Raw genomic sequence first — 23,871 nt, 5'->3', positions numbered from 1 at the left:
GACACCTTGGATCCCTCACAGGCTCAAGAAGAGACCTTCCCGGTGGCGGAGAAGGTCATCAACGGACGCCGGATCGTCCTGCACGTGTCGGACAAGGATGCGATGGGCTGGGCCAGCATCGACAACGGGACCACCGGCAACGCCGTCTGGCTCGACCGGAGCTGGGACGGCGGCGCGACCTGGGACGGTTTGTTGGGCAAGGCAACGATCCCGTCGGCGTGGACCGGCACCCGCACCTTGATGTACAACCAGTCCGATCCCGTTGGCCATCGACGCGGGATGATCCGCGCCTGCGGTGATGCCAACGGAGTCGCCTGCACCGAATGGGCACATCTCAAGGTCTGCGATGCGGCCTGCGATGGCGCAACTGGTCCGGTCGGCGACAACCAGCCAGTTCCGTCGGCCACTCTCTCGAACCGCCGGATCGCCTTGCACGTGGACAATCGCGGCATGGCCTGGGCGACCATCGACACCGGCAACCCCGACGACGAGGTCTGGCTCGACCGCTCCTGGAACCAAGGCGCCTCCTGGCCAGGTGGCTCCTCCCTCGGCCGCATCAGCACACCTGCCGGCGCGACCGCGACCAAGACCGCTTTGTACGCAACGAAGGATCCGAAGTCCAAGCTGTACGGCGGCGCAGTACGGGCCTGTGGTCGTGCAGTAGAAGGGTCCAACGGAGCCTGTACTGCGTGGGCCAGGCCGGCATCCGACCGCGCCGGTGCAGCCGCCGACGCGCTGATGTACGACTACCGCCCCGATCTGGCGTGGTGGCAGTCGAGCTGGTGGAACTCGGCGGTCGCGGTGACCACCCTCATGGACTACCAGAAGCGCACGGGCCGGACCGACCTGCGATGGATCATCGATCGGACCTTCACCGTCAACAAGGGGGTCTTCCCCGCCGGGACGAAGAGCGGCGATGCGATCGAGGGCAACTTCATCAGCCGGGCGATCGACGACACCGAGTGGTGGGCGATCGCCTGGATCCAGGCGTACGACGTGACCGGCGACCGCAAGTACCTCGACATGGCCGTCACGATCGCGAACTACGTCCAGGGCTACTGGGACACCAGCACCTGTGGTGGCGGCGTCTGGTGGGATCGCGAACGCACCTACAAGAACGCGATCACCAACGGCCTGTACATCCGGATGACCGCCGCCTTGCACAACCGGCTGTCCGGCGACACCACGTGGTTGCAGCGGGCAACCACCGGCTGGAACTGGTTCAAGGCCAGCGGGATGATCAACTCCGCCAACCTGGTCAACGACGGCCTGACCAATGCCTGCGGCAACAACGGCCAGACGGTCTGGACGTACAACCAGGGGCTGGCGATCGGCGGTGCGCTGGAGCTCTACCGAGCCACCGGCAACGCCGCTCTGCTGACGTCGGCGAAGCAGCTCGCCGATGCCGCGATCGCCTCACCCGCGATGAGCCCGAACGGGATCCTGACCGAGACCTGCGATGTCGGTTCGGGGAGCTGCGATGACAACCAGAAGCAGTTCAAGGGCATCTTCATGCGCTACCTGATGGATCTCGCCGACGCGGCCGGCACAACGTCGTACCGGACCTATGCCCAGCACCAGTCCGACAGTATCTGGCAGTCCGACCGGGACTCCCTCAACCACCTCGGCCAACGCTGGGCCGGCCAGGGTGCCAACCCCCGCGACTGGCGAACTCAAGCCAGCGCACTGGGCGGCATCCTGGCGGCCACCAGCTGAACCCCTACTTGTCGAGAGCCGAGTCCGTCACCATGGCGAGCACCTGAGCCTTGGTGGCGGCTCCGGCCGGCAACTTCGTGCCCGGGTAGAGAATCCGGACCGAGGCGAGGTCGCCGTCCGGCTGGACGTAGGTCGCGCCCATCACGTACGTCGGGCCGCCCTGGTAGGACCGGGCTCCCTCGTGGTACTCGACCTTCTTGCCGTCCGGCAGGGTCAGCGGCGTGCAACTGGGCACCGACAGCTGCTCCAGGCACTTGCTGGCCATCAACTTGGCGTCGACGCCGATCTCGACTGTCGCCGAGATCGAGGCCTTCTTCCAGTCGATCGCGACCAGGAAGTTCCCCGCGAACTCCTCGACGTGATCCGTGTCGAAGGTGCCGCCGGTCAACCCCCGGCCCGCCACCTTTGTCACGTCGACGAGCGTGGGCGCAGCATCCTTCAACTGTTGCTCGACAGCCTGCTCCTCAGCGGACAGCGGCGGAAGGTTCAAGTCGCTGTCCGCGACGAAAGCCTTCAGCTGCGCGTCGGTGATCCCCATCCCGTGGACCGGGATCGTCGAGTTGTTCCCGAACAACGGCTGGACAGACACGAAGACGCTTTCACCGTCAGGCTGCTGGTACTGGATCTCCGCGCGATCCCCCAGCCGGGCCATCGTCGCCGTTCCACCGCCGGGCATCGGGACGCTGTGACACTTCGGCAACAGGTCCTCGTACTCGCCGCACTGCGATCCGGTGCCCGACCCGAGCAGCGAGACCTTCAGCACTCCCTCGCCCTTCTGACCGGCGATCTTCCAGCCGGCCCGGCCAGTCGTCCCGTGCTGGCCCGGGTCGCGGCTGACCTCGAAGGGCCCGGACTCGAACGTGAGGTGCTTCCTCCCCGGGTCGAAGTGCTTGGCGAGCAAACCCTGCATCTTCCTATTGAAGGCCGCATCCTGAGCCGCTACCTGGACCGTGCTGGGCTTGCTACGCGGGCTGGGCCGGGCGGTCGTACCGGCGACCTGCGGACTGCCAGGTAGCGGCTCGGCGTTAGGTGTGAGCCAGCTGCTCACCCCGATCGCCAGCACCGCAACGGCTGCCGCGCCGCCGACGATGCCACCACCGGTCAGCACGCGGTGCCGTCGCAACCGGCGGTGGCCGGCCGCTAGGTCGTCATTCAATGCCCTGGGCAACAGGTTGTCCTGCGCGCTCGCGGCATCCGCGAGCCGTTCTGCCAGTGTCTTCTCGTCGATCATCGGTCGGTTCCTCCCACTACCCTGAACTGGGCGGTCAGCAAGTCGTTGAGCCGGGCAAGGGCCCGGGAGCACTGGCTCTTCACCGTGCCGGGTTTGCAGTGCAGATCGGCCGCGGTCTCCTCGACGGACAGCCCGACGAAGTACCGCAGGACGACCACCTGCCGCTGGCCGATCGGCAGGCTGGCCAGGGCCTCGATCAGCACCCGCCGATCCTCGACGGCGAAGTCCTCCGTCGCCAACTGCTCGATGCCGTCCAGCCCCGAGTCCTCGCGGCGCCAAGGCCGGCGGCTCTCGTCGATCCCGGAGTTGACCAGGATCCGGCGCGCATAGGCGTCGACGTTCCCAGCCCGCCGGACCCGCGGCCAGGCGACGTACAGCTTCAGCAGCGCCGTCTGGACCAGGTCCTCGGCCTTGTGGACATCACCGCAGAGCAGATACGCGATCCGCCGCAGCTGCGTCCGCCGCTGCGCGACGTACTCGCTGTACTCCTCGTCCCGTGTCGCTCTCGCCATCCCTCATCCCCTCGCTCATCCCGTCACCGATGAATACGGAACGGTCCAGGGATCGGTTGTCAGGACTCTAACCGAACGAATGAATCAGGTTCATCTTCCCAATTCCGCCCGACTGTGCCACAGTTTGCGCCGATAGATCTGATTTATCCTCCGATCGATTGGCCCGCCAATGCCAAACGTTCCGCGCCGGCTGCTCGCTGCCTTCGCCGGCTTGCTGGTCCCCACCGCACTCCTCGCCGCGCCCGCTGAGGCCACCGGCCCGACCACCCTGTACGTCGCTCCTGCCGCTCACGCCAAGGGCGCGAACGGCAGCGCAAGCCATCCGCTCGCCACGCTCGAGCAGGCGCGCGATCAGGTCCGCAAGCTGACGAAGCACCAGCGCGGCGACATCCGGGTCATCCTGCTGCCGGGCGACTACCGGCGTACGGACACGTTCCGGTTGACCAGCCGGGACTCCGGGCGGAACGGGCACAAGGTGATCTACCAGGCTCTGCCCGGTACTTCGGTGACGATCGACGGCGGCCGGCTGGTGACCGGCTGGACGTTGTCCGACCCGGCCAAGAACATCTACAAGGCGCACGTCGGCTCGATCGACTTCCGGCAGTTCTACGTGAACGGCGAACGGCAGCAGCGCGCTCGCGGCCCGGAGAACCCGCCCGGCTGGTCCAAGACCGCGACCGGCTACACCGACACCACCAGCAGCCTGGCCAACTTCAAGAACCAGGGCGACATCGAGGTCGACAGCCGCTGGGGCTGGATGCACTACCGCTGCCCGGTCCAGTCGGCGGTCGGTACGACGGTGACGATGCAGCAGCCCTGCTACTACAACGCGAACCTCCACGAAGGCCAGGAGATCCAGAACCCGACCTGGATCGAGAACGCCTACGAGCTACTTGACTCGCCCGGCGAGTGGTACCTCGACAAAAGCACCGGTGACGTCTACTACCTGCCCAAGCCCGGCCAGAGCCCTACCACCGCTATGGTCGTGGTCCCCCTGGTGCAGAACCTGGTAGACGTCACCGGGTCCATCACCGATCCCGTGCAGAACGTGCAGTTCGACGGGATCACGTTCTCCTACTCCACCTGGCTCGCCCCGAGCAGCGACGACGGCATGGTCGAGGGCCAGGCCGGCTTCCGGATCAACGGAACGGGCTGGCGGGACTTCGACGCCTCCCGGCTGTACTGGGAGAAGACGCCGGGCGCGGTGAACGTCGGCTACAGCCGGAACATCTCCTTCACCGGCAACACGTTCACCCATCTCGGCGCGGTCGGGCTCAACCTCAACACCGGCTCGCAAGGTACGACGATCAAGGGCAACATCGTCCGCGACGTGGCCGCGACCGGCATCCAGGTCGGCGGCACCGACATCATCGACCACCACCCCACCGACGCCCGTGCAATCACCAAGGACACCCTGGTCAGCAACAACCTGATCACCAAGGCGGCCGCCGACTACAGCGGTTCGCTGGCGATCCTGGCCGGCTACACCGAGCACACCGTGATCGAGCACAACAAGATCTACGACCTCCCGTACTCCGGGATCTCGGTCGGCTGGGGCTGGGGCAACACCGACGTCGGCGGCGACACCAACTACCCGGGCAACTTCGGCATCCCGATCTACGACACCCCGACCACGTCGAAGAACAACCTCATCCGCGACAACGCGATCAGCGACATCATGAAGCACCAGGCCGACGGCGGCGCCATCTACACCCTCGGGATGCAACCGGACAGCGTTGTCTCGGGCAACTACATCAAGAACACCCCCGGCCCGGCGTACGGCGCGATCTACCACGATGAGGGCAGCCGGTACTTCACCACGACCGGCAACGCCTTCTGCAACGTCGATGCGCTCTGGCTGTTCCTCAACCACGGCATGAATATCGATGCCCAGCGCAACTTCACCAGCCAGCCCCGGTCCGCAACCCAGGCGAACAGCACCGACTCGACGATCGCCAACAACACCGTCGTCGCGGGCTGTGAGCAACTACCGGCGTCGATCGTCGACAACGCCGGCCTCGAGCCCGCGTACAAGTACCTCGACCCGCAACCCGCACCGACCGACCGCGTCGCGCCCACCAAGCCCGGCAAGCCACTCGTGAACCCCGCTTTCCCGACGATCGCGGACCTCAGCTGGCCCGCCTCGACGGACGCGGTCGGCGTGACCGGCTACTCGATCTACGTCAACGGCCAACTGGTGAGCGCCTCGAAGGAGCCGACGGCAAGGATCACCGGCCTCGTCTCGGGCAGCAACTACACCTTCGTCATCACCGCCCGCGATGCCGTCGGCAACGAATCGGGCAAGAGCCAGACCGTGACGGCGACGATGCCGGCCGGCGTGAACCTCGCCCTCAACAAGCCGGTCACGGTCTCCTCGTACTCCGAACCGAACCTCCCCGCCCTGGCCGTCGACGGCAAGCTGTCGACCCGGTGGGCCCAGGGCCTCGGGCTGCCCGACCCGTCCTGGATCCAGGTCGACCTCGGCGCGCAGTACGACCTGACCGGCGTGATCACCAACTTCGAGCTGTCCAACGGCTACCGGTACAAGGTGGAGGCCTCCCCCGACGGTGACGACTGGACGATGTTCGAGGACCACACCTCGACCGCGACCACCCAGTCGGACAACTACTCGGCAGCTCAGGTCCGCGGCCGGTACGTGCGGCTGACCGTCGTCGGCTCCAACTTCAACGGTGGCAGCATCTACGAGCTCACGGTCTACGGGAAGCCGGCCACGGTCACCGACGACCACCAGCCTCCCGCAGTACTCCCGAAGCCGACCGTGAACGTCCTGCTGCCCACGACGGTCGACCTCAGCTGGCCGACCGGCACGGACAATGTCGGGGTGACCAGCTACGTCGTCTACCAAGACGGTCAGCGGATCGCCACGACCCCGCTGAACCAACTGCGCGTCGACAACCTGACAGCGGGCACCACGCATAGCTACACGGTCGTCGCCCGCGACGTGAACCTCAACGCCTCGCCGCAGAGCCCGGCGACGACGATCACGACTCCGGCCGAGGCAGGGCTCGCGGTCGGCAAGCCGGTCACGGTCTCGTCGTACTCCGAACCGAACGTCCCGGCGCTGGCCGTCGACGGCGACCTCACCACCCGCTGGGCTCAGGGCCTCGGCCTGCCCGACCCGTCCTGGATCCAGGTCGATCTGGGTACGCCGACCGCGGTGAAGAGCATCGTCACCAACTTCGAGCTGCCGAGCGGATACAAGTACAAGCTGGAGTACTCGCTCGACGGTACGAATTGGTCAATGTTCGACGACCACACCGCCGTCGCGACGAGTGTGCGGCGCAACCCGTCGATCCGGACCACCTCGGTGTCGGCGCGGTATGTCAGGCTGACCGTCACCGGCTCCAACTTCAACGGCGGCAGCATCTACGAACTCCAGATCTACGGCGGTTTCTGAATGCCCGAGAACCTTGATCCCTATCGTCCCGGCTACGAACTCGTCGCCGAGCAGCTCGTCACGTACATCGCGGAGCAGGGCCTGCGGCCCGGCGACCGGATGCCGACCGAGAAGGCGCTGGCCGAGCTGCTCGGTACCGGCCGCTCGGTGACGCGCGAGGCGATCAAGGTTCTCGCGGCCGTCGGCCGGCTGCAGACCCGGCGGGGTGCGGGCATCTTCGTGTCCGTCCCCACCAACCAGCAGGCCGACGACCAGGTCGGCTACTTCAGGCCGACCGATCTGCAGCACGTCGCGATGCTGTTCGACCATCGGCGGCTGATCGAGGCCGAGTCGGCCCGGCTGGCGGCGACATCGGCCCGGCCGGCCCAGGTGCACGCGATCCGCACGGCGGCGGAGGCGTCGGTCGCCGCGCGCCAGGATCACGAGTTGTTCCGGCAGTACGACCGGACCTTCCACGACGCCGTCGCCGAGGCCTCGGGCAACGTGTTCCTGCAGGCCGCGGTCTCGAAGTTGCGCGACTTCAAGGAGCAGTCCGACCGGCTGCTGTTCGCGGGCGGGCTGCCCGGCTCGCTCGAGGTCGCGGCGCAGCAACACGTCCACATCGCGGAAGCGATCGCGGCCGGCGACCCCGACAAGGCCTCGACGGCGATGATCCAGCACATCGACACCACCCAGGCCCAGTTCGAGCAGCGCATCCGCGACCGGCTGAAGGGACCCCTGTGAGTTTGATCGATCGCGTTGAGGTCGAGCTGGTCGAAGTACCGGCTATGCATCCGTTCCGGTGGCGTGATGGGTTGCCCGGGTCGGAGCCGGCGCTGCAGGGCGGCGTACTGATGATCACGACGAGTGATGGCGTGGTCGGCCGAGCCTCGACTCCGCGTGGCGTGATCGCCGCCGATCTGGTGAACCGCCGGGTGCGTGACGAGCTGATCGGTCAGGACGCGATGCACCGTGAGTGGTTGTGGCACCGGATCTGGGAGCTCGACCGGATCGAGGAGTTCCCGCTGTACTTTCTGGGACTCGTCGACATCGCGCTGTGGGACATCGCCGGGCAGGTCGCCGGGTTGCCGGTGCACGCGCTGGCCGGGACGTACCGGACCTCGCTGCCCGCGTACGCGTCGACCGTGACGTACGGGTCGATAGAGGAGTACCTCGACATCGCCGACCAGTGCCTCGAGCGCGGCTTCAAGGCGATCAAGCTGCACGCCTGGGGTGACGTCGTCCGGGATGCGCGGCTGGCTCAGCGACTGCGTGAACATGTCGGCGACGACGTCGAGCTGATGTACGACGGATCGGCCGGTTTCGACCTGCCGGACGCGATCCGGCTGGGAAAAGTGCTGTCGGAGCTGGACTTCCGGTGGTACGAAGAGCCCATGCGCGAGTTCAACATCACCAGCCACCGCTGGCTGGCCGAGCGGGTGGACATACCCCTGCTCGTCGGCGAGACCAGTGACGGCGCCCATTTCAACACCGCCGACTTCATCCAGGCGGGGGCCGCGACGTACGTACGGACGTCGGCCAGTCTGAAGGGCGGGATCACCGGCGCCCTGCGGATCGCCCACCTGGCCGAGAGTTTCGGGCTGCGCGCCGAGGTGCATGGTATGGGCGTGCCCAATCAGCATCTCTGCATGACGATTCCCAACACCACGTACTACGAGGCGCTGGTCTGGGGCAATCCGATCATCACCGATCCGTCCGTCGACGCGGACGGACTGATCCACGCATCGACGGCACCGGGATTGTCATGAAGCCCGTTGGCCTGCCGGAGACCAAGGAAGCGACCTATCTCGCACTGGTCCGGCAGGGCAGCGCATCCGTCCCCCAGCTCGCCGAACGCGTCGGGCTGAGCGTTCCCCAGGTACGCCGCGCTATCGCGGCGCTGCAGCGTGAGGGGTTCGTGCACCGGACTCCGCCGCCGCAGGAGCTGGTCGTCGCGGTACCGCCGGATCTGGCCGTCGAGCAGTTCATCCGGCAGCAGGAGCAGGAGCTGATCCGGACCCGGGAGGCGGCTCAACGGCTGGCGGCCGAGGCGTACCGGAAACCCACGAGCAGGCGGACCGAGGAGCTCATCGAGATCGTCTCCGGCCAAGATGCGGTGGGCTGGGCTTTCGACCGGGTGCAATTGTCGGCGCAGAAGGAGTTCCGGGGACTGGTCGCGGCGCCGTATGTTGCTTCGGCGGAGGTGAACCGGACGCAGCTGGATCGCCAGGCTGCGGGGGTTGCGTATCGGGTTATCTACGACAGTACGGCGCTGGAAGACCGGTTACTGTCCGCGAGCACGGTCACTCATGTGCAGGCGGGTGAGCAGGCGCGGATCGCCGACACCGTGCCGACCAAGCTCGCGATCGCGGATCGGGAGCTAGCGCTGCTGCCGCTGGACTGGACGACTTCAGCGCATGATGCGGCGCTGCTGGTCCATCCGAGCAGCCTGTTGGATGCGCTGGTCGCGCTCTTCGAGACGGTGTGGATGCGGGCCAGCCCGTTGTCGGTGACCGCGGTGGACGAGCTGACCGCCGAGGCGGCGATGTCCGGCGAGGATCGGCACTTGCTGTCACTTCTGGTCGCCGGGCTCACCGATGATGCAGCCGGCGCACGGCTCGGGATCAGCCGGCGAACGGTCGCGCGGCGGGTCCAGCTGCTGATGGAGCAGACCAACTCGCGGTCCCGGCTGCAGCTCGGCTGGCAGGCCCGCGAACGCGGTTGGCTCTGACCCGCCGGATCTGACCGTCTTGGTCGTGGCTTCTTTGCGCCACGAAAGTAAGTAGTACCAAATGTTCTGACCTGCCTTTAATCAGGGCTCCACCTAGCTTTGGAGTCCCCTTGCTGCCCTCCTCCAGACGTGGGGTGATCGCCCTCGGTGCCGCTCTGGCCATGCTCGCGACCCCCGGCATGGCCCACGCCACCCCGCCACTCCCCTCGCCCAGCTCCCCTCTTCCGTTGCGGACCGTCACGCTGATCACCGGCGACAAGGTGACCGCAGCTGTCACCGCCGACGGCCACACCACCGCGACGGTGCAGAATCCGGCCGGTCGCCCAGCAGGCGCACACATCATGACGTCGGGCAAGGACACCTACGTCTATCCCGACGCCGCGCTGCCGTACCTCGCGTCCGGCGTCCTCGACGAGCACCTGTTCAACGTCACCGAACTGCTTGCCGACGGCTACGACGACGCGGCCAGCAACCAGCTCCCGTTGATCGTCACGTACACGGACGCGGCGGCTCGCAAGCAGGCCGTCCCTGCCGGCGCTCGCCGGACGCTCTCGCTGAGCAGCATCCAGGGCGCTGCGCTGACCGCCTCTCGCTCTGCAGCTTTGTGGACTTCCTTGACAGGCGCCGCTGCCAAGCGCTCGGCTGGATCGGCCACGCTGGGTGGCGGGATCGCGAAGATCTGGCTGGACGGCAAGGCGAAGGCGACGCTGGCCGACACCACCGCACAGATCGGCGCCCCCGAGGTCTGGGCCGACGGCGACACCGGACAAGGCGTGGACGTGGCCGTTCTCGACACCGGTATCGACGCCGCACACCCCGATTTCGGCGGGCAGATCGCAGCCTCGCAGAGCTTCGTCCCCGGGCTCGACGTCACCGACCGACACGGCCACGGCACCCACGTCGCATCGACCATCGCTGGTACCGGCGCAGCCTCGGGCGGGGTCGAGCGCGGCGTCGCGCCAGGCGCCAAGCTGCACATCGGCAAGGTGCTCGACAACGACGGCAGCGGCCAGGACTCGTGGATCCTGGCCGGGATGGAATGGGCCGCCCGCGACCAGCACGCCAAGGTGATCAGCATGAGCCTCGGCTCCGGCCCCACCGATGGGACCGACCCGATGAGCCAGGCCGTCAACCGGCTCAGCGCCGAGACGGGCGCCCTCTTCGTCATCGCCGCCGGCAACTCGGGTCCAGACCCGTACTCCGTGAGCGCACCCGGTGCGGCCGACGCCGCCCTGACCGTGGGGGCCGTTGACAGCGCCGACCGGCTCGCGGTGTTCTCCAGCCGTGGCCCGCGTACCGGCGACAACGGACTCAAGCCCGACCTCACGGCGCCCGGTGTCGATGTGCTCGCCGCGCGTTCGCAGTACGCGCCGGAAGGTGAGGGCCCGTACCTGACGATGAGCGGTACTTCGATGGCGACGCCGCATGTCGCGGGCGCGGCCGCGTTGCTCGCCCGGACGCATCCTGACTGGAGTGGGCAGCAACTGAAGGACGCGCTGGTCAGTACGACCAAGACGACCCAGCAGTACAGCCCGTTCGCAGCCGGCAGTGGTCGCCTGGATGTTGCTGCCGCGGTGCGGAGCACTGTCTTCGCGACTGGGTCGGCCTTTGCCTTTGCGACCTGGCCGTATCCGGCTTCGCAGTCAGTGCAGAAGGACGTCACGTACACGAACACCGGCGCTGCGCCGATCACGCTGAACCTGGCGCTGAAGACGCAGGGCATCCCGGACGGCCTGTTCAGTCTGACCGCGCCTTCCGTGACTGTGCCCGCTGGTGGGACGGCGACGGTCGGAGTTGTCAGCCACTTGGGCGCTGCTGTGGAAGACGCCGGCTACAGCGCAGTACTGACTGCCACCGGGGCTGATGGCGTACTGCGCACTCACACACCCATTGGCCTTACCAAGCAGAGCGAGCGGGTCAAGCTGAGCGTCAGCTCCTCGCTGCCCGGCGTGCTCGTGATGAAGGACATCAAGCGCGATACCGTGCCGAAGGTCTACGAGGTCGACGCGACCGGCAAGCTGGACCTCAGCATTCAGTCGAGCACGTACGCCGCTTGGCTGTACGCCGATGCTCCGGGGCTCGACAGCCCGCATTCGCTCAGCCGGGCCGTGCTCAGCGACCCCGAGGTGGTCGTCGATCGCGATCGGACGCTGACCTTCGACGCGTCGAAGCTGCGCAAGGTCGAGGCTGTCGCTCCTCAGCAGACGGTGAACAGCTACGTGCGGGTCGATCAGTACCGGAGCTTCGGAGATCTTCATCGGTTTGTCGACACTTATCAGCTCGAGCCGTGGATCTACGACAGCTTGTGGGCGACTCCTACTCGCAAGGTGACGCAAGGGTCGTACACGTTTGCCTCGCGGTGGCGTGAGGTGCAGTCGCCGTTGACCGTGGGTTCGTTCGACGTGAACCTGCAGAGCTGGTCACCGTCATTGCCGGCGGGTGTCTTCGCCTATCCGGTGGTTGTGGCCGGCAACGGCTCGGCCGCTGACTTCGCAACGATTGTTGCGCGAGGCAAGATTGCTGTTGTCCGGCGCAACGATGCGGTTGCGCCCACTGAGCAGGCTTCCTTGGCTGTTGCCGCCGGCGCCAAGCTTCTGGTGATCATCAACGACGGGTTCGGGCCGTTGGACGCCTGGGCCGATCTGCCGCAGGAGGAGACGCCGGGGTTGCCGGTGGCTTCGCTCGGCGCCGATCGGGGTCAGCAGTTCCTCGACCGGATCAAGCGTGGCGGTCGCACTCTCGTGGTGACTTCGCATCCGCAACCGCAGTACTTGTATGACCTGGTGCAGCATCACGATGGGGCGATCCCCGCCGATCCGTCGTACCGGCCGGGTCCGGGTGAGCTGGCTCGCATCGACGAGTCGTTCCGGGACACCAAGCAGGGTGAGGCGCTGGACATCCGCTACGACCTCTCCGCCGACCTCACCTGGGCGGTCGGCGCGACGGCGACACCGGTCCTTGCGCAAGGCAACTACACGGCGTGGGTGACGGCCGGGGCCGGCGTGAAGTGGCTGACCCAGACGGCTGTTTCCGACGTGATGCTCTTCGGGTCGTCGACGGCGTACAAGGCACGGAGTACCACCAAGGAGACGTGGTTCGGTGGGATCCAGCGGCCGCGGCTGCTCGCGGACAATGCGATGAGCACGCCGCCGTCGCGGGTCGGTGACATCATCAGCGTCTTCGGGATGCCCGGGTGGGGCGACGGACGCCACGAGGGAACGGTCTACGGCGGCGTCACGCTGAACACCACGCTCTACCAGGGCAGCGCCTTGGTGAGCGAGGGCAGTGACTTCGTCTCGTCGGAGGTTTCGCCGGACAAGCTTCCGTACCGGCTCGTCGTCGACACCACGCGTGACCTACCTGATCGGCCGTACTCGCCGCGGACTCATACCGAGTGGGGCTTCATCTCCGACAACGCCGACTACTCGACGTTGGAGACGCTGCCGTTGATCCAGCTGGACTACGGGATCGCTACTGACCTGGCCGGCCGGGCTGCGCGGCGTACCGACCTCACCGTGACGCCGTCCCACCTACCCGGCGCGGCCGGCGCCGGCGTCATCAGCACTGTCACGCTGGACGTCTCCTACGACAACGGCGCGCACTGGAAGCCCTTGTCATTGCGTCACTCCGGCAACGACTGGATCGGCCGGTTGGACGCACCGTCGAAGGCTGGTTTCGTCAGCCTCCGCGCCACTGCGCGCGACAAGGCGGGCAACAGCGTCAGCCAGACCATCGACCGCGCAGTCGGTCTGCGCTGATACCAGCTGCCCATGCACCGGCCGGCTCACTCGTGCAGGGTGAGCCGGCCGGTAGCTAGGCCATCAACTCGCGGACGCGGGGAGCGACCTGGGTGCCGAAGAGTTCGATGTTGGTCATCAGGGAGTCGTGCGTGAGGCCGCCCATGCCGTACTTGAGGTCGAAGCGAGTGGCCTTCAGGTTCTTCAGGGTCGCGGTGATCTTCTGGGCGACGGTCTCGGGTGAGCCGACGAACAGCGCGCCCTTCGGGCCGACCTCGGCCAGGTACTGGGCCTTGGTCGGGATCGCGAATCCACGGGTCTTGCTGATCTGGGTGATCACCTCGAGATAGCGCGGCCAGAACTCCTCCCGGGCCAGCTCGTCGGTAGCGGCGACATGGCCGGGCGAGTGCACGCCGATCGGGAGCTGGTCGCGGCCGTACTGCTCGAGCGCACGGTGGTACAGGTCGGAGAACGGTGCGAACCGTGACGGGCTGCCGCCGATGATCGCGAGCATCAGGTTGAAGCCGTAGTGCGCCGCCCGGATCACCGATTGCGGGCTGCCGCCGACGCCGATCCAGGTCGGCAACGGGGTATCCAGGTGCGGTACGACGTCCTGGTCCTGGAGGGCTGCTCGGGTCTTGCCCTCCCAAGTGACTGGGCCGCCTTTGAGGATCTCGGCGAAGAGATTGGTCTTCTCCTCGAAGAGGTTCTCGTAGTCGGCGAGGTCGTAGCCGAACAGCGGGAACGAGTCGATGCTCGAGCCGCGGCCGAGGATGACCTCGGCGCGACCGTTCGATACGGCGTTGAGGGTCGAGTAGCGCTGGAAGACCCTGATCGGGTCGTCCGAACTGAGGACGGTGACGGCCGAGCCCAGGTGGATGTTCTCGGTCCGGGCGGCGATCGCGCTGAGCACCACGTCGGCGGCCGACAGCGGGAAGTCGTCGGTGTGGTGTTCGCCGATCCCGAAGAAGTCGAGGCCGACCTCGTCCGCTTTCACGCCCTGCTCGACCAGGTCGCGGATCGTCTGCGCGTGGGAGACCGGCCGCCCCTGCTCGTCGGAGGTGACGTCGCCGAAGGTGTCCAGCCCGAGCACGAGCGGGAAGTCTGTCATTGCTGCATCTCTTTCTTCTTGTGAAGTTCTGGTTTGCTCAGGGGTACGCCGAAGGCTGGGCCACCGGGCGCGAGCAGGCGGCCCTGGTCGAGGCCGTCCAGCAGGACAGGGTCGTAGCCGATGGCATCGATGACGTCGGCAACTATTTGCGCCGGCCCTTGGTCGCCTGCAATGCCCATCGCACGGCGCTCCGGATGGTTCGGCGGCCTGCGGTCATCGGCAAGCTCGTGGTAACCGAGATGATTGAAGGTCTTCACGACCTCTGAGTCTTTGAGTCGTCGCTGGACGATCTCGCTGCTGGTCAGCACCGGATCCTCGAACAGCTCCTGGACTCCGTCGACCGGCGGCCAGTAGTTCATCGTGTCGATGACCAGCTTGCCTTTGACGATCTGCGGGTCGAAGGTGGCGAACTTGTGGAGCGGGATCGCCAGCACCACGAGGTCCGCATCCGCCGCGGCATCAGCTGCCCAGAGCGCCTTGGCTCCCGGCACCATCACCTGCGTGATCAACTCGATCTTCGCCGGATCCCCCGACGCCGCGATCGATACGTCGTACCCGGCCTCGATCGCCACCCGAGCGATCACCGGCCCGACATGCCCAGCACCCAGCACTGCGATCCTCATCGCTGCAGATGCCTTTCTTGCTGGAGATGCTTTTCCAGCGACTGCAGGATGTCCTTGAGCGCATCGAACTGTTGTGGCGTCAGCGCATCGGCGAAATGCTTCTTGATCGCCCTGGCGTGCGGCGCCGTTGCCTTCCTGAACGCATCCGCCCCTTCGGCGCTGAGCACCACTTCCGCCCCGCGGTTGTCGGTCGCGCAGTCCTCCCGCCGAATCAGCCCCCGCTTCTCCATCCGCCCCAACTGATGCGAAAGCCGACTCCGCTCCCACTCCATCTGCTCAGCCAACCTCGACGACCGACTCCGCTTCCCGTCAGCCTCACTCAACGCCAGCAACACCCGATAGTCAGCCGGCGACAACCCCGACTCCTCCGCCAACTGCACACTCAACCGCCGCCGCAACTCGTCGGTCGTATCCACCAACGCCCGCCAAACACCCAACTCCCCCACCGACAACCGCCGCTCGGCCACCCCACACACCTCAAATCTGATTGATGTATCAATGATGACACATCAACCAAATGCACATACTGCAGGTCCGTCATTCCCACGCGTATGGGGTGCTTGTACCGCAGTACAAGCACCCCCAGCTGTTACTTGACCGTCAGGATCTTGGCGACGGTTTGGGTGCCCTGGTGGTCGGCGTCGGCTAGCCAGACGACGCGGTAGGTGTAGGTGCCTCGGGCAGTCGGCTTGATGGCGAAGGTGTACTTGCCGTTCGACGACAGCTTGGCGGTGGTTACCGCGACCCACTTGGTACCGGACTTGCGCTGCAGGTACGCCGTCGAGCCGGCATGGGCCGGGTTGAGGTAGCCATAGAAGACAGCGCTCGCGCCGAGCTTGATCGCGGCCGGGGTGAGGTAGCTCGACAGTGCCGGGTGGACACCGACCGTGATGGTGGGGCTGCCCGAGCCCAGGAGGCTGGTGGTGCCGTTGTAGGTCCACATGTAGCGCGTGGTGACGGTCGGCTTGTGTACCGCGGCCACCGCGCCAGTGGCGGACGACGTCACCGTCGCAACGACACTCCACTTGGACGCGTTGATCGCCTTCGCATACAGAGTCACCGGTACGCCGGCCAGCGCCGCGCCGGTGTCCAGCCGCTTCACCTGGCTCTTCAGCGTGACCGACCCCGTGTACATGATGGACGCAGCGCTCGCGGCGGCCGTGCTCGAAGTACCGGGGAGGTAGATGTCAGCGCCCGGGCTGTACTTGCCGTAGTTGTTCTTCACCCAGGTACGGAAGGTATAGCCGGTACCGCTCACCAGGCCGCCCGCGTTGACAGCACTAACACTCGGACCCGCGTAGACCGCAGTACCGGAGGTCGGGAGCGCCGGTGCGACCTTGCCCGCGTTGCGGCGTACGACGATCTGGATGGCAGTTGTAGACGCCGGTACGGTCCAGCGCAGCACGGCAGACCCATTGCGGCCCGTACCGGTGACGCCAGTGACGGCAGCCGGCGGTACCGACAGGTCGAGCATGTTCTCGTCGACCTGGAGGGTCACACCGCCGTACTTCTTACTGAGGTCGCCATCCGTCTGGTGCACTCGCTGGTGCACCGCCCAGTCGCCGGCGGGGATGAACCTGCTCGTAAGGACGGGCGTGTTCTTCCAGTGGGCGAACCACAAGTTGTCCGGCCGCGTGTACGCCGTACTGGCGTAAGTGCTGGACAGATCGGCACCACCGGAGGACGCGCTGACGTAAGCGCCGCCGACATAGCCGCGCGCGTTGAGCTCCTGCGTCCAGCCGCTGATGTAGGAGGCCACCGAGGCCTTGCAGGCAGCCGTCGAGGTGTAGTGCTCGATGTCGCTGTAGATCGCGCTCCGCGGAGCGAACCCGAGCGCCTGCGCCGAAGCAACTGCACTGGCCGCTGCCGTCCGGCCTTCCGCGACTGCAGTGGCGGGGACCGTGGAGATCTTGCTCGAGTAGGTGGTGCAGGGCGCCTGCCGACCGACGTCGATCAGGAGGAACTGCCAGCCGTTCGCGTCCTGCTTGGTGACCCATTCCGGAGTCAGGTTCGGCTGGGCGCACGCGCGGGACGCGCCACTGATGTAGATGCCGACTGCGCGGTACGGCGTGGTCGTCCCACCCCATGCCGTCATGGTGTCCTGGCTGGGTGCCGCGCAGGTGTCGAACGCGGGCTGGTTGATGTTCTTGGTCGCGATGATCGACGGCGCCGCCTGGATACTCCGCGGAGCCTTGGGCGCCGCCTTGGCCTGCGCCTTCGCGGTCACCCGCCCGGTGCTGAGCACCTTGCGCGCTACCTGATCCGCACCAGGTACGTAGTACGCGGTCGCCAATACACCAGCACCCTCGACGGCAACCTGCAGCTCGCCTTCGGTCGACTTGGCCGGTGCCGTTAGCGGCTGAAGTACCAGCCCTTCACTACGCCCCACCAGGTGCGCCGGGCAATCAGCCTGCGCAGTACTCCGCCCCAGGTAAACCGCCGCCTGGTCGAACCGCACGCACGCCGTCGGATCCTTCACCAGATCCACCACAGGCCAACTGGCAGGCACCTTCACCTCATACCCAAGGTACGAGACGGTCTTCGTATCCTCCGCCCCCGCAACACCAGCCCCCGCTACCAGCCCACCCACCAACGCAACCACGGTAGAAACCACAGCAGCCCTGAAAACCCTCACCAAATCTCCTCACGTAGCCACCCCCGAGCCCTGAAACCCTACCGACGCAAAGGTCCCCACCCACCCCACCCCCCTTGCAACTTCCTGCAATCCCCCAGGCACTGCATCCCCCACGCGCCACCTCGACCGTCGACGACCAGGCGATCGGCTTCGCACTCGGGCGGGCCTCGTCCGGGTTGAGCAGTAGCGTGCCGGAATGGCGACTCACTGGACCCTCGGCTGCGGCGCCAGGAGCCGAAGATCTCCAAAGAACCTTGGCTCACTGCAGCCTCTCGACTATTATCTGATTAGATAAGGAATCGGGGAGCCTCAAGGTGGACAAAGACAGTCGGGCGGTCAGCGAACTGCTCAATCGCGCCCTCACCGAGAGTGGGCTGTCCCAGGCTGCATTCGCCACTGCCCTCGGCACCTCTGCATCCCGCTTCTCCACCTACCGTTCTGGCCGGACCAAGCCGACAGCCCAGTTCTTTCTTCGGGCCGGCCGGATTGCTCGTGCCCTTCGGGCCGCACGTGAGTACCGGATCATGACCGCCCCAGCTACCGCGACGGCTATTCGCGAGGCGAGTGATGAGGATTGGGCCTGGCGGATGCTGCTGCAAGGCCGTGACCACCTGCGCCTACTGCTAGGCCGTCACGACGGCTCCGAAGCTGCTTGGGAGGCAGCGCCGAGCACCACTGGCCGGGTGGGATTCGACACCCTGCTCGCCGTTCTGACCGCGCACGAGTTCGAGGCAGCAGGCGAAGATCCACCCGAGTGGAGCCGGGCCGAGGCCCTCTCCGAGCCATGGATTCCCGAGCACCCGTTCCTGGAGCGTGACGAGATCATCGAGCAAACTCCGGACTACTTGGCGCAGGCCAACATCTTCGTCCCCGCTCGCGACCTGGCAACCGCATGAGCGACCCGCGCAACGAATTCACCGCCAGCGAAATTGTCGATCTCCTCTCGGAGCTCGACAAGCGGCTGAAAACGCGCGGCATCTCCGCGGCAGTCTTCGTCGTCGGAGGCGCTGCGATCGCCGTCACCTCGGATGACAACCCCCGCCGGACGGAGGACATCGACGCCATCACACGCGATGACGCCGTGGTCGACGAGGCTCGCGCAATGGCGAGCCAGCGCAAGCTCCCCGAGGATTGGCTGAATACCCGGGCCAGCGCGTGGATGCCGCCACTGCCAGAAGGTGTGTTGCAACGGGGCGATGCGCCCGGTCTGCACATCACCTATGCGAGCGACGAGTTCCTCCTGGCAACCAAGTTGGTCGCACAGCGTCGCAAGGACGCTGCCGACATCGTTGCTCTCGCCAGGCGTCTTCACCTGGAGCACGCGTCGGCCGACGAGCTCGAACAGCTGATCTACCGCTACTACACCGATGAGGATTCGCTCGAGTTCATTCTCGACGGCAACGACGTCGGTCGCGAGACGCATCTCCTGGCAGTCAGGGCCGAACGGCTACTGGCAAACACCCAGACTCGATCGACACCGGGGATGCCGATCGATCGAACTGGAACGCCAGGCGTACGTCGCCAGGGCCACCCGTCCTCCCGCGATCGCGGGAGGACGGAATGACGGCATCAGTTCCGTCAGACGGTGTGCGTCCAGCGCAGCGTTGACTCACAGTCGAGCGCGAGGGTTCCGGTAGGTAGCCCAGTGCTCAACCCGGACGAGGGGCGTCCGGGTGTGTGAGTCGGCGGTGGGCGCGTGGGCGCTTTCGTAGTACTGGGCAGTGTCATGATGTCCGGCATGGAGCTGAAGATGTCGGCGTCTTATGACGCCACCCCTGAGGAAGTCTTCGCGATCGTCACCGACGCTACTTTTCGCGAGCAGGCCTGCGAGAAGACCAAGGCGTTGTCGTACGACGTGAAGGTCAGCCAGTCCGGTGGGGACACCGTGGTGCGGGTGCAGCGGGAGATGCCGTCGGACGATGTACCGGACATCGCCCGGAAGTTCGTCGGTGGGACGCTGACCGTCGTACAGACCGAGACCTGGCACCCGGCGAACGCGGACGGGTCGCGCAACGCCGATGTGAAGGGCGAGATCGCCAACACCCCGGTCACGCTCAAGGGCACGGCCAGCATCAAGTCGACGGGCGGCGAGACCGTGCAGGCGATCGACCTGGACGTGAAGGTCTCGGTGCCGCTGATCGGCAAGAAGATCGAGCCGTTCGTCGTCGACGCGATCCGCAAGGGCCTGCAGAAGGAGCACGATCTCGGCCGCGACTGGCACAACGGCGACAACTGACCTACTGCGCACACCGTGTCGCTGACCTGGTGAACCCACCTCCGATGGCAACCTGAGAAGGACTATCGGAGGTGGGTTTCTGATGCGTACCCGACGCCGCAGCCCGATCGACGACACCCGGTACTGCGTACTCTGCGACGACACGGTCCCGTTCGAACGGGTCAATCCCGGCGATCACCCCGCCGACGACCTGTCCGACGAATGGATCTGCGTCGCCTGCGGCTCAGCCGTCCTGATCGGCCCCGCCGCCCAGCAACTCCACCACACCGCCTAGCAAAAGCAGAACAATGGCGCGGATGCCGGCTCCCCTGCTGTCGGCATCCGCGCCATCCCCAGGTCTTAGAGCGGCGGGCCGAAGCCGCAGAGGACGCGTGATGCGTGCGAGGGGTCGAGGGCGTTGGAGACGAGTTGGGCGACCGTCGGGTCGAAGGCGAGGCCGACGTGGCCGACCGGATCCAGCGGGCAGGTGTCCTGGACGAACTCGTTCGTCACCCCGGGCTCGCGGATGAACGAGGTCTCGTGCGGCGTCACCAAGGCGTCGGCGCGTGAGGCGATCACCGTGTACTTGACCCCCGGCTGCGCGATCGGGCCGGCCGTCAGCTTCGCCACCTCGGCACCGCCGACGATGATCTCGTCGCAGGCCGGGCAGCCGAACTGGCTCAGTATCTGGTCGACCAGCGGACGCAGGCCGAGGTAGTCGCCGACGCTCACCAGACCGCCGAAGGTCGTACCGTGCGTCGGCGGCGCAAGTGCGACCACCCGGCCGACCTTGCTCGCGTACCCGCGAACCTTCGGGCCGTACAGGCTCTGGAAGCCGCCCTCGGAGTGCCCGACGATGTCGACCTTGGCCGCTCCCGTGCTGGCCCGGACGCGATCGACGAACGCCTCGATCTCCGCCGACGACTGGACGATCGAGACCGTCCCGCCGACCGGGATGGCCGGCGTCGCCTGGCCGTAGGTGAGCGTGAAGGCGCAGTAGCCCTTCGCTGCGAGGTACGGGCCGAGGAAGGAGTAGTTGCCCGGGCCGTTGCCGCCCAGACCATGCAGCAGCACCAGCGGGTTGGGGTGCGCGGCGGACGGCTTGCAGGACCAGTTGTCGAAGCCAGAGCTGGGTGCTGCGGCCTCTGCCGAGGCGGTGAACGTACTGGCGAGCAGTGCAGCGGCCACCAGGCCTGTTGCGGCTCGCCGGAGAGCATTTCTCATGACGGCTCCCGAGGGGCAGTGTCGTTCGGTGACGACGGGATGACCGACAGTGGAGCACGTCTCGGAGTTATGAACAAGTCCTCGTGTTCATAACTCTCCTACTGGTTACCGACCGGCAACCGGGGGTAACGTCAGGCCATGGGGCGAGTGATCAGAGGCCTGACGGCCGACCAACGCAAGGCTGAGCGCCGCGAGCAGCTACTGGACGCCGCGCTCGACCTGATCGCGGCCCACGGCTACCTGGGAACGTCGATCGAGCAGATCTGCACTACGGCGTACGTCGGCACCAAGAGCTTCTACGAGGTGTTCGACAACCGCGAGGACTGCTACGTCGCGCTGCTGCAGCGGACCTCGGAGCGCCTGATGGCCGACATGATGGCGGTCGCGGCACGGGCCGAGGGCAACGAACGGCAGGCAGTGCCCGGTATCGTCGCGGCCTTCGCTCACGCGCTGCTCGACGATCCGCGGGTCGCCAAGGTGACGTTCGGCCAGGCCGGCGGCATCTCCAAGACGGTCGAGCGGCAACGACGGACCAACCGCCGCTGGGCAGCCAGCTTCCTCGAACAGATCTGGGACCGGTACGACGGCGTGCCGGACTCCGCCGAGGAGCTGGACCGCGATGAGCCGGACCTGCGCGCGCGGCACGCGATCGCGATCGGCCTGGTCGGCGGCCTGTTCGACCTGATCGCCGACTGGCTACTCGACGCGGACCCGTTCGTCCCCGACCAGGTAGAAAGCCTGATCGAGGACCTCACGTCCTTCTACATCACCGTCCGCCGAGGCCTAGCTGCCTAGGATTCCCGACAAGCGCCCAGCAGCTGGTCGCTGAGCACCACACAAGCTTGGTTGCTGAGCAGCACTCTGATCCGCTCGGTGACCCGACAAACTCGCGGGTGCGCTACCCACCCGCCCCGCCAGCACAACCCGGGTCAACCCACCCCAGAGATTCTGGGTGGGGCAACGCTCCAGCTCGCTAGATGAAGTACGGGGTGCGGGTGTTCCGTCAGCCCTGGTGGGGGTAGCGGTAGTCGGTGGGTGGGGTGAAGGTTTCCTTCATCGACCGGGGGCTGGCCCAGCGGATCAGGTTCCACATGGAGCCGGCCTTGTCGTTCGTGCCGCTCGCGCGGGCTCCGCCGAACGGCTGCTGGCCGACGACCGCGCCGGTCGGCTTGTCGTTCACGTAGAAGTTGCCGGCGGCGAAGCGCAGGTACTCCGCGGCCTCGGCGACCGCGTGCCGGTCCTGCGCGATGACCGCACCGGTCAGCCCGTACGGCGCCGAGTGCTCCATCTGCTGCATGACCTTGTGGAAGTCGCCGTCCTCGTAGACGTGCACGCCGAGGATCGGGCCGAAGTACTCGGTGGAGAAGATCTCGTCGGTCGGGTCGTCCGAGACGAGCAGCGTCGGGCGGACGAAGTAGCCCTCGGAGTCGTCATAGGTGCCGCCGGCAAGGACCTCGATGCCGGCCGACTGCTGGGCCCGGTCGAGGGCCGCCTTGTGCTTGGCGAAGGCGCGGTCGTCGATCACGGCGCCGATGAAGTTCGACAGGTCGGTCACGTCGCCCATCGTCAGCGAGTCGGTCTCGGCGGCGATGTCGTCGCGGATCTGGTTCCACACGCTGCGCGGGACGTACGAGCGGCTGGCAGCAGAGCACTTCTGGCCCTGGTACTCGAAAGCGCCCCGGACCATCGCGGTCTTCAGTACTGCCGGATCGGCCGACGGGTGGGCCAGGATGAAGTCCTTGCCACCGGTCTCGCCGACCAGTCGCGGGTAGGTCTTGTACGACGAGATGTTGGTGCCGACCGTCGCCCACAGCGACTGGAAGGTCTTCGTGGAGCCGGTGAAGTGGATGCCGGCCAGGTCCGGGTGGGTCAGTGCGGCCTTGCTGACGTCGATGCCGTCGCCGGTGACCAGGTTGATCACACCGGCCGGCAGACCCGCGGCCTCGAACAGCCGCATCGTCCAGTGCGCCGCGAACTGCTGCGTCGGCGACGGCTTCCAGACGACCGTGTTGCCCATCAGCGCGGGCGCGGTCGGCAGGTTGCCTGCGATCGCGGTGAAGTTGAACGGGGTGATCGCGTAGACGAAGCCCTCGAGCGGGCGGTAGTCGACCCGGTTCCAGATCCCCGGCGAGGAGATCGGCTGGTCGTTGATGATGTTGCGCGCGAACGCGACGTTGAAGCGGAGGAAGTCGATCAGCTCGCAGGCGGCGTCGATCTCGGCCTGCTGGACCGTCTTCGACTGGCCGAGCATGGTCGCCGCGTTCAGGGTGTCGCGCCACGGGCCGGCCAGCAGGTCGGCGGCCTTGAGGAAGACGGCGGCGCGGTCGTCGAAGGAGAGCGCCCGCCAGGCCGGGGCAGCGGCGAGGGCCGCGTCGACGGCCGCCTTGCCGTCCGCTTCGGTGGCGTTACCGAGGGTGCCGAGCACGTGGGCGTGCTTGTGCGGCTGCACCACCTGGAACGGCGTACCGCCGCCGAGCTTCTGCTCGCCGCCGATCGTGCAGGTCAGGTCGATCGGACCGGCCGAGTTGAACTCCTTGAGCTTCGCCTCCAGGCTGCCCCGCTCGGGCGAACCCGGCGCATACCCACGCACGGTCTCGTTGATCGGAGTAGGTACTGCGGTGACGGCATCCATGGTGTGCGGTGCTCCTCGTTCGGCTCGACTGGGTCTCAGCGGGCGGCCTCCAGAACTGACGTTGCCATCGTGCCATGTCCAAACGAGAACCACGAACCTGACAGGTC

At 66.7% G+C, this 23,871-nt stretch carries 19 protein-coding genes; 11 read left to right on the top strand and 8 right to left on the bottom strand.

The features are described 5' to 3' along the window. Positions 1-42: 42 nt before the first annotated feature. Complete coding sequence (locus tag OHA70_RS20590) at positions 43-1,716, top strand: glycoside hydrolase family 76 protein (RefSeq protein WP_328335001.1); 1,674 nt, start codon at positions 43-45, stop codon at positions 1,714-1,716. Positions 1,717-1,720: 4 nt separating this feature from the next. Here the strand turns inward: OHA70_RS20590 and OHA70_RS20585 are convergent, their stop codons facing one another. Further along, a complete protein-coding gene (locus OHA70_RS20585; protein WP_328335000.1) occupies positions 1,721-2,947 on the bottom strand; it encodes a hypothetical protein in 1,227 nt (408 codons plus the stop codon). Then, positions 2,944-3,459, bottom strand: a complete 516-nt coding sequence (locus OHA70_RS20580) for a SigE family RNA polymerase sigma factor (protein ID WP_328334997.1) — start codon at positions 3,457-3,459, stop codon at positions 2,944-2,946. The genes OHA70_RS20585 and OHA70_RS20580 overlap by 4 nt, the downstream gene beginning before the upstream one ends. Before the next feature lie 169 nt (positions 3,460-3,628). On the opposite strand from OHA70_RS20580, the gene OHA70_RS20575 reads away from it, so the two are divergent. From OHA70_RS20575 to OHA70_RS20555, 5 genes are all read left to right on the top strand, one after another. Beyond that, positions 3,629-6,877 carry a discoidin domain-containing protein gene (locus OHA70_RS20575; RefSeq protein WP_328334995.1) on the top strand — a complete coding sequence of 1,083 codons (3,249 nt, stop codon included), beginning with the start codon at positions 3,629-3,631 and terminating at the stop codon, positions 6,875-6,877. After that, positions 6,878-7,600 (top strand): FadR/GntR family transcriptional regulator, encoded by a 723-nt coding sequence (locus OHA70_RS20570; protein ID WP_328334993.1) that lies wholly within the window; start codon positions 6,878-6,880, stop codon positions 7,598-7,600. Further along, the gene (locus tag OHA70_RS20565) at positions 7,597-8,625 is read left to right on the top strand and encodes an enolase C-terminal domain-like protein (protein WP_328334991.1); all 1,029 of its coding nucleotides are present in this window, start codon (positions 7,597-7,599) and stop codon (positions 8,623-8,625) included. Before OHA70_RS20570 ends, OHA70_RS20565 begins: the two co-directional genes overlap by 4 nt. Continuing rightward, positions 8,622-9,587 carry a winged helix-turn-helix transcriptional regulator gene (locus OHA70_RS20560; RefSeq protein ID WP_328334989.1) on the top strand — a complete coding sequence of 322 codons (966 nt, stop codon included), beginning with the start codon at positions 8,622-8,624 and terminating at the stop codon, positions 9,585-9,587. Before OHA70_RS20565 ends, OHA70_RS20560 begins: the two co-directional genes overlap by 4 nt. A 110-nt stretch (positions 9,588-9,697) precedes the next feature. Then, entirely contained in the window at positions 9,698-13,345 is a 3,648-nt protein-coding gene (locus tag OHA70_RS20555; RefSeq protein WP_328334987.1) for a S8 family serine peptidase, read from the top strand. Between the two features lie 55 nt (positions 13,346-13,400). On the opposite strand, the gene OHA70_RS20550 is transcribed toward OHA70_RS20555, so the two are convergent. The 4 genes from OHA70_RS20550 to OHA70_RS20535 form a co-directional block, all read right to left on the bottom strand. Next, positions 13,401-14,435: an LLM class flavin-dependent oxidoreductase gene (locus OHA70_RS20550; RefSeq protein ID WP_328334985.1), complete on the bottom strand. Its 1,035-nt coding sequence runs from the start codon at positions 14,433-14,435 to the stop codon at positions 13,401-13,403. Continuing rightward, entirely contained in the window at positions 14,432-15,058 is a 627-nt protein-coding gene (locus OHA70_RS20545) for an NADPH-dependent F420 reductase (RefSeq protein WP_328334983.1), read from the bottom strand. The genes OHA70_RS20550 and OHA70_RS20545 overlap by 4 nt, the downstream gene beginning before the upstream one ends. Further along, complete coding sequence (locus tag OHA70_RS20540; RefSeq protein ID WP_328334981.1) at positions 15,055-15,525, bottom strand: MarR family winged helix-turn-helix transcriptional regulator; 471 nt, start codon at positions 15,523-15,525, stop codon at positions 15,055-15,057. Before OHA70_RS20540 ends, OHA70_RS20545 begins: the two co-directional genes overlap by 4 nt. Before the next feature lie 122 nt (positions 15,526-15,647). Further along, positions 15,648-17,693, bottom strand: coding sequence for a DUF1906 domain-containing protein (locus OHA70_RS20535; protein ID WP_328334979.1), 2,046 nt, complete (start codon positions 17,691-17,693; stop codon positions 15,648-15,650). A 314-nt stretch (positions 17,694-18,007) separates the two neighbouring features. On the opposite strand from OHA70_RS20535, the gene OHA70_RS20530 reads away from it, so the two are divergent. From OHA70_RS20530 to OHA70_RS20515, 4 genes are all read left to right on the top strand, one after another. After that, the gene (locus OHA70_RS20530) at positions 18,008-18,589 is read left to right on the top strand and encodes a helix-turn-helix domain-containing protein (protein ID WP_328334977.1); all 582 of its coding nucleotides are present in this window, start codon (positions 18,008-18,010) and stop codon (positions 18,587-18,589) included. Then, the gene (locus tag OHA70_RS20525) at positions 18,586-19,257 is read left to right on the top strand and encodes a DUF6036 family nucleotidyltransferase (protein ID WP_328334975.1); all 672 of its coding nucleotides are present in this window, start codon (positions 18,586-18,588) and stop codon (positions 19,255-19,257) included. The genes OHA70_RS20530 and OHA70_RS20525 overlap by 4 nt, the downstream gene beginning before the upstream one ends. 132 nt (positions 19,258-19,389) lie before the next feature. Further along, positions 19,390-19,929 carry a DUF2505 domain-containing protein gene (locus tag OHA70_RS20520; RefSeq protein ID WP_328334973.1) on the top strand — a complete coding sequence of 180 codons (540 nt, stop codon included), beginning with the start codon at positions 19,390-19,392 and terminating at the stop codon, positions 19,927-19,929. Between the two features lie 82 nt (positions 19,930-20,011). Then, entirely contained in the window at positions 20,012-20,203 is a 192-nt protein-coding gene (locus tag OHA70_RS20515; RefSeq protein WP_328334971.1) for a hypothetical protein, read from the top strand. Positions 20,204-20,268: 65 nt separating this feature from the next. On the opposite strand, the gene OHA70_RS20510 is transcribed toward OHA70_RS20515, so the two are convergent. Beyond that, entirely contained in the window at positions 20,269-21,132 is an 864-nt protein-coding gene (locus tag OHA70_RS20510; RefSeq protein WP_328334969.1) for an alpha/beta fold hydrolase, read from the bottom strand. 138 nt (positions 21,133-21,270) lie between these two features. Between OHA70_RS20510 and OHA70_RS20505 the strand changes: the two genes are divergently transcribed. Next, the gene (locus OHA70_RS20505; RefSeq protein WP_328334967.1) at positions 21,271-21,927 is read left to right on the top strand and encodes a TetR/AcrR family transcriptional regulator; all 657 of its coding nucleotides are present in this window, start codon (positions 21,271-21,273) and stop codon (positions 21,925-21,927) included. A gap of 208 nt (positions 21,928-22,135) precedes the next feature. Here OHA70_RS20505 and pruA read toward each other — a convergent pair whose 3' ends face one another. Further along, the gene (pruA, locus tag OHA70_RS20500; protein ID WP_328334965.1) at positions 22,136-23,764 is read right to left on the bottom strand and encodes an L-glutamate gamma-semialdehyde dehydrogenase; all 1,629 of its coding nucleotides are present in this window, start codon (positions 23,762-23,764) and stop codon (positions 22,136-22,138) included. Positions 23,765-23,871 lie beyond the last annotated feature (107 nt).

The sequence above is a fragment of the Kribbella sp. NBC_00382 genome, from assembly GCF_036067295.1.
Lineage (GTDB): Bacteria > Actinomycetota > Actinomycetes > Propionibacteriales > Kribbellaceae > Kribbella.
The sequence above is the reverse complement of the archived record's forward strand: the minus strand, read 5'-3'. Positions and strand labels throughout refer to the sequence as shown.

Bases quoted from the DNA above. Each gene is read 5' to 3' on its own strand.
- OHA70_RS20560 (WP_328334989.1), top strand. From the start codon at position 8,622: ATGAAGCCCGTTGGCCTGCCGGAGACCAAGGAAGCGACCTATCTCGCA.
- OHA70_RS20505 (WP_328334967.1), top strand. From the start codon at position 21,271: ATGGGGCGAGTGATCAGAGGCCTGACGGCCGACCAACGCAAGGCTGAG.
- OHA70_RS20550 (WP_328334985.1), bottom strand. From the start codon at position 14,435: ATGACAGACTTCCCGCTCGTGCTCGGGCTGGACACCTTCGGCGACGTC.
- OHA70_RS20515 (WP_328334971.1), top strand. From the start codon at position 20,012: ATGCGTACCCGACGCCGCAGCCCGATCGACGACACCCGGTACTGCGTA.
- pruA (WP_328334965.1), bottom strand. From the start codon at position 23,764: ATGGATGCCGTCACCGCAGTACCTACTCCGATCAACGAGACCGTGCGT.
- OHA70_RS20510 (WP_328334969.1), bottom strand. From the start codon at position 21,132: ATGAGAAATGCTCTCCGGCGAGCCGCAACAGGCCTGGTGGCCGCTGCA.
- OHA70_RS20545 (WP_328334983.1), bottom strand. From the start codon at position 15,058: ATGAGGATCGCAGTGCTGGGTGCTGGGCATGTCGGGCCGGTGATCGCT.
- OHA70_RS20570 (WP_328334993.1), top strand. From the start codon at position 6,878: ATGCCCGAGAACCTTGATCCCTATCGTCCCGGCTACGAACTCGTCGCC.
- OHA70_RS20575 (WP_328334995.1), top strand. From the start codon at position 3,629: ATGCCAAACGTTCCGCGCCGGCTGCTCGCTGCCTTCGCCGGCTTGCTG.
- OHA70_RS20580 (WP_328334997.1), bottom strand. From the start codon at position 3,459: ATGGCGAGAGCGACACGGGACGAGGAGTACAGCGAGTACGTCGCGCAG.
- OHA70_RS20525 (WP_328334975.1), top strand. From the start codon at position 18,586: ATGAGCGACCCGCGCAACGAATTCACCGCCAGCGAAATTGTCGATCTC.
- OHA70_RS20585 (WP_328335000.1), bottom strand. From the start codon at position 2,947: ATGATCGACGAGAAGACACTGGCAGAACGGCTCGCGGATGCCGCGAGC.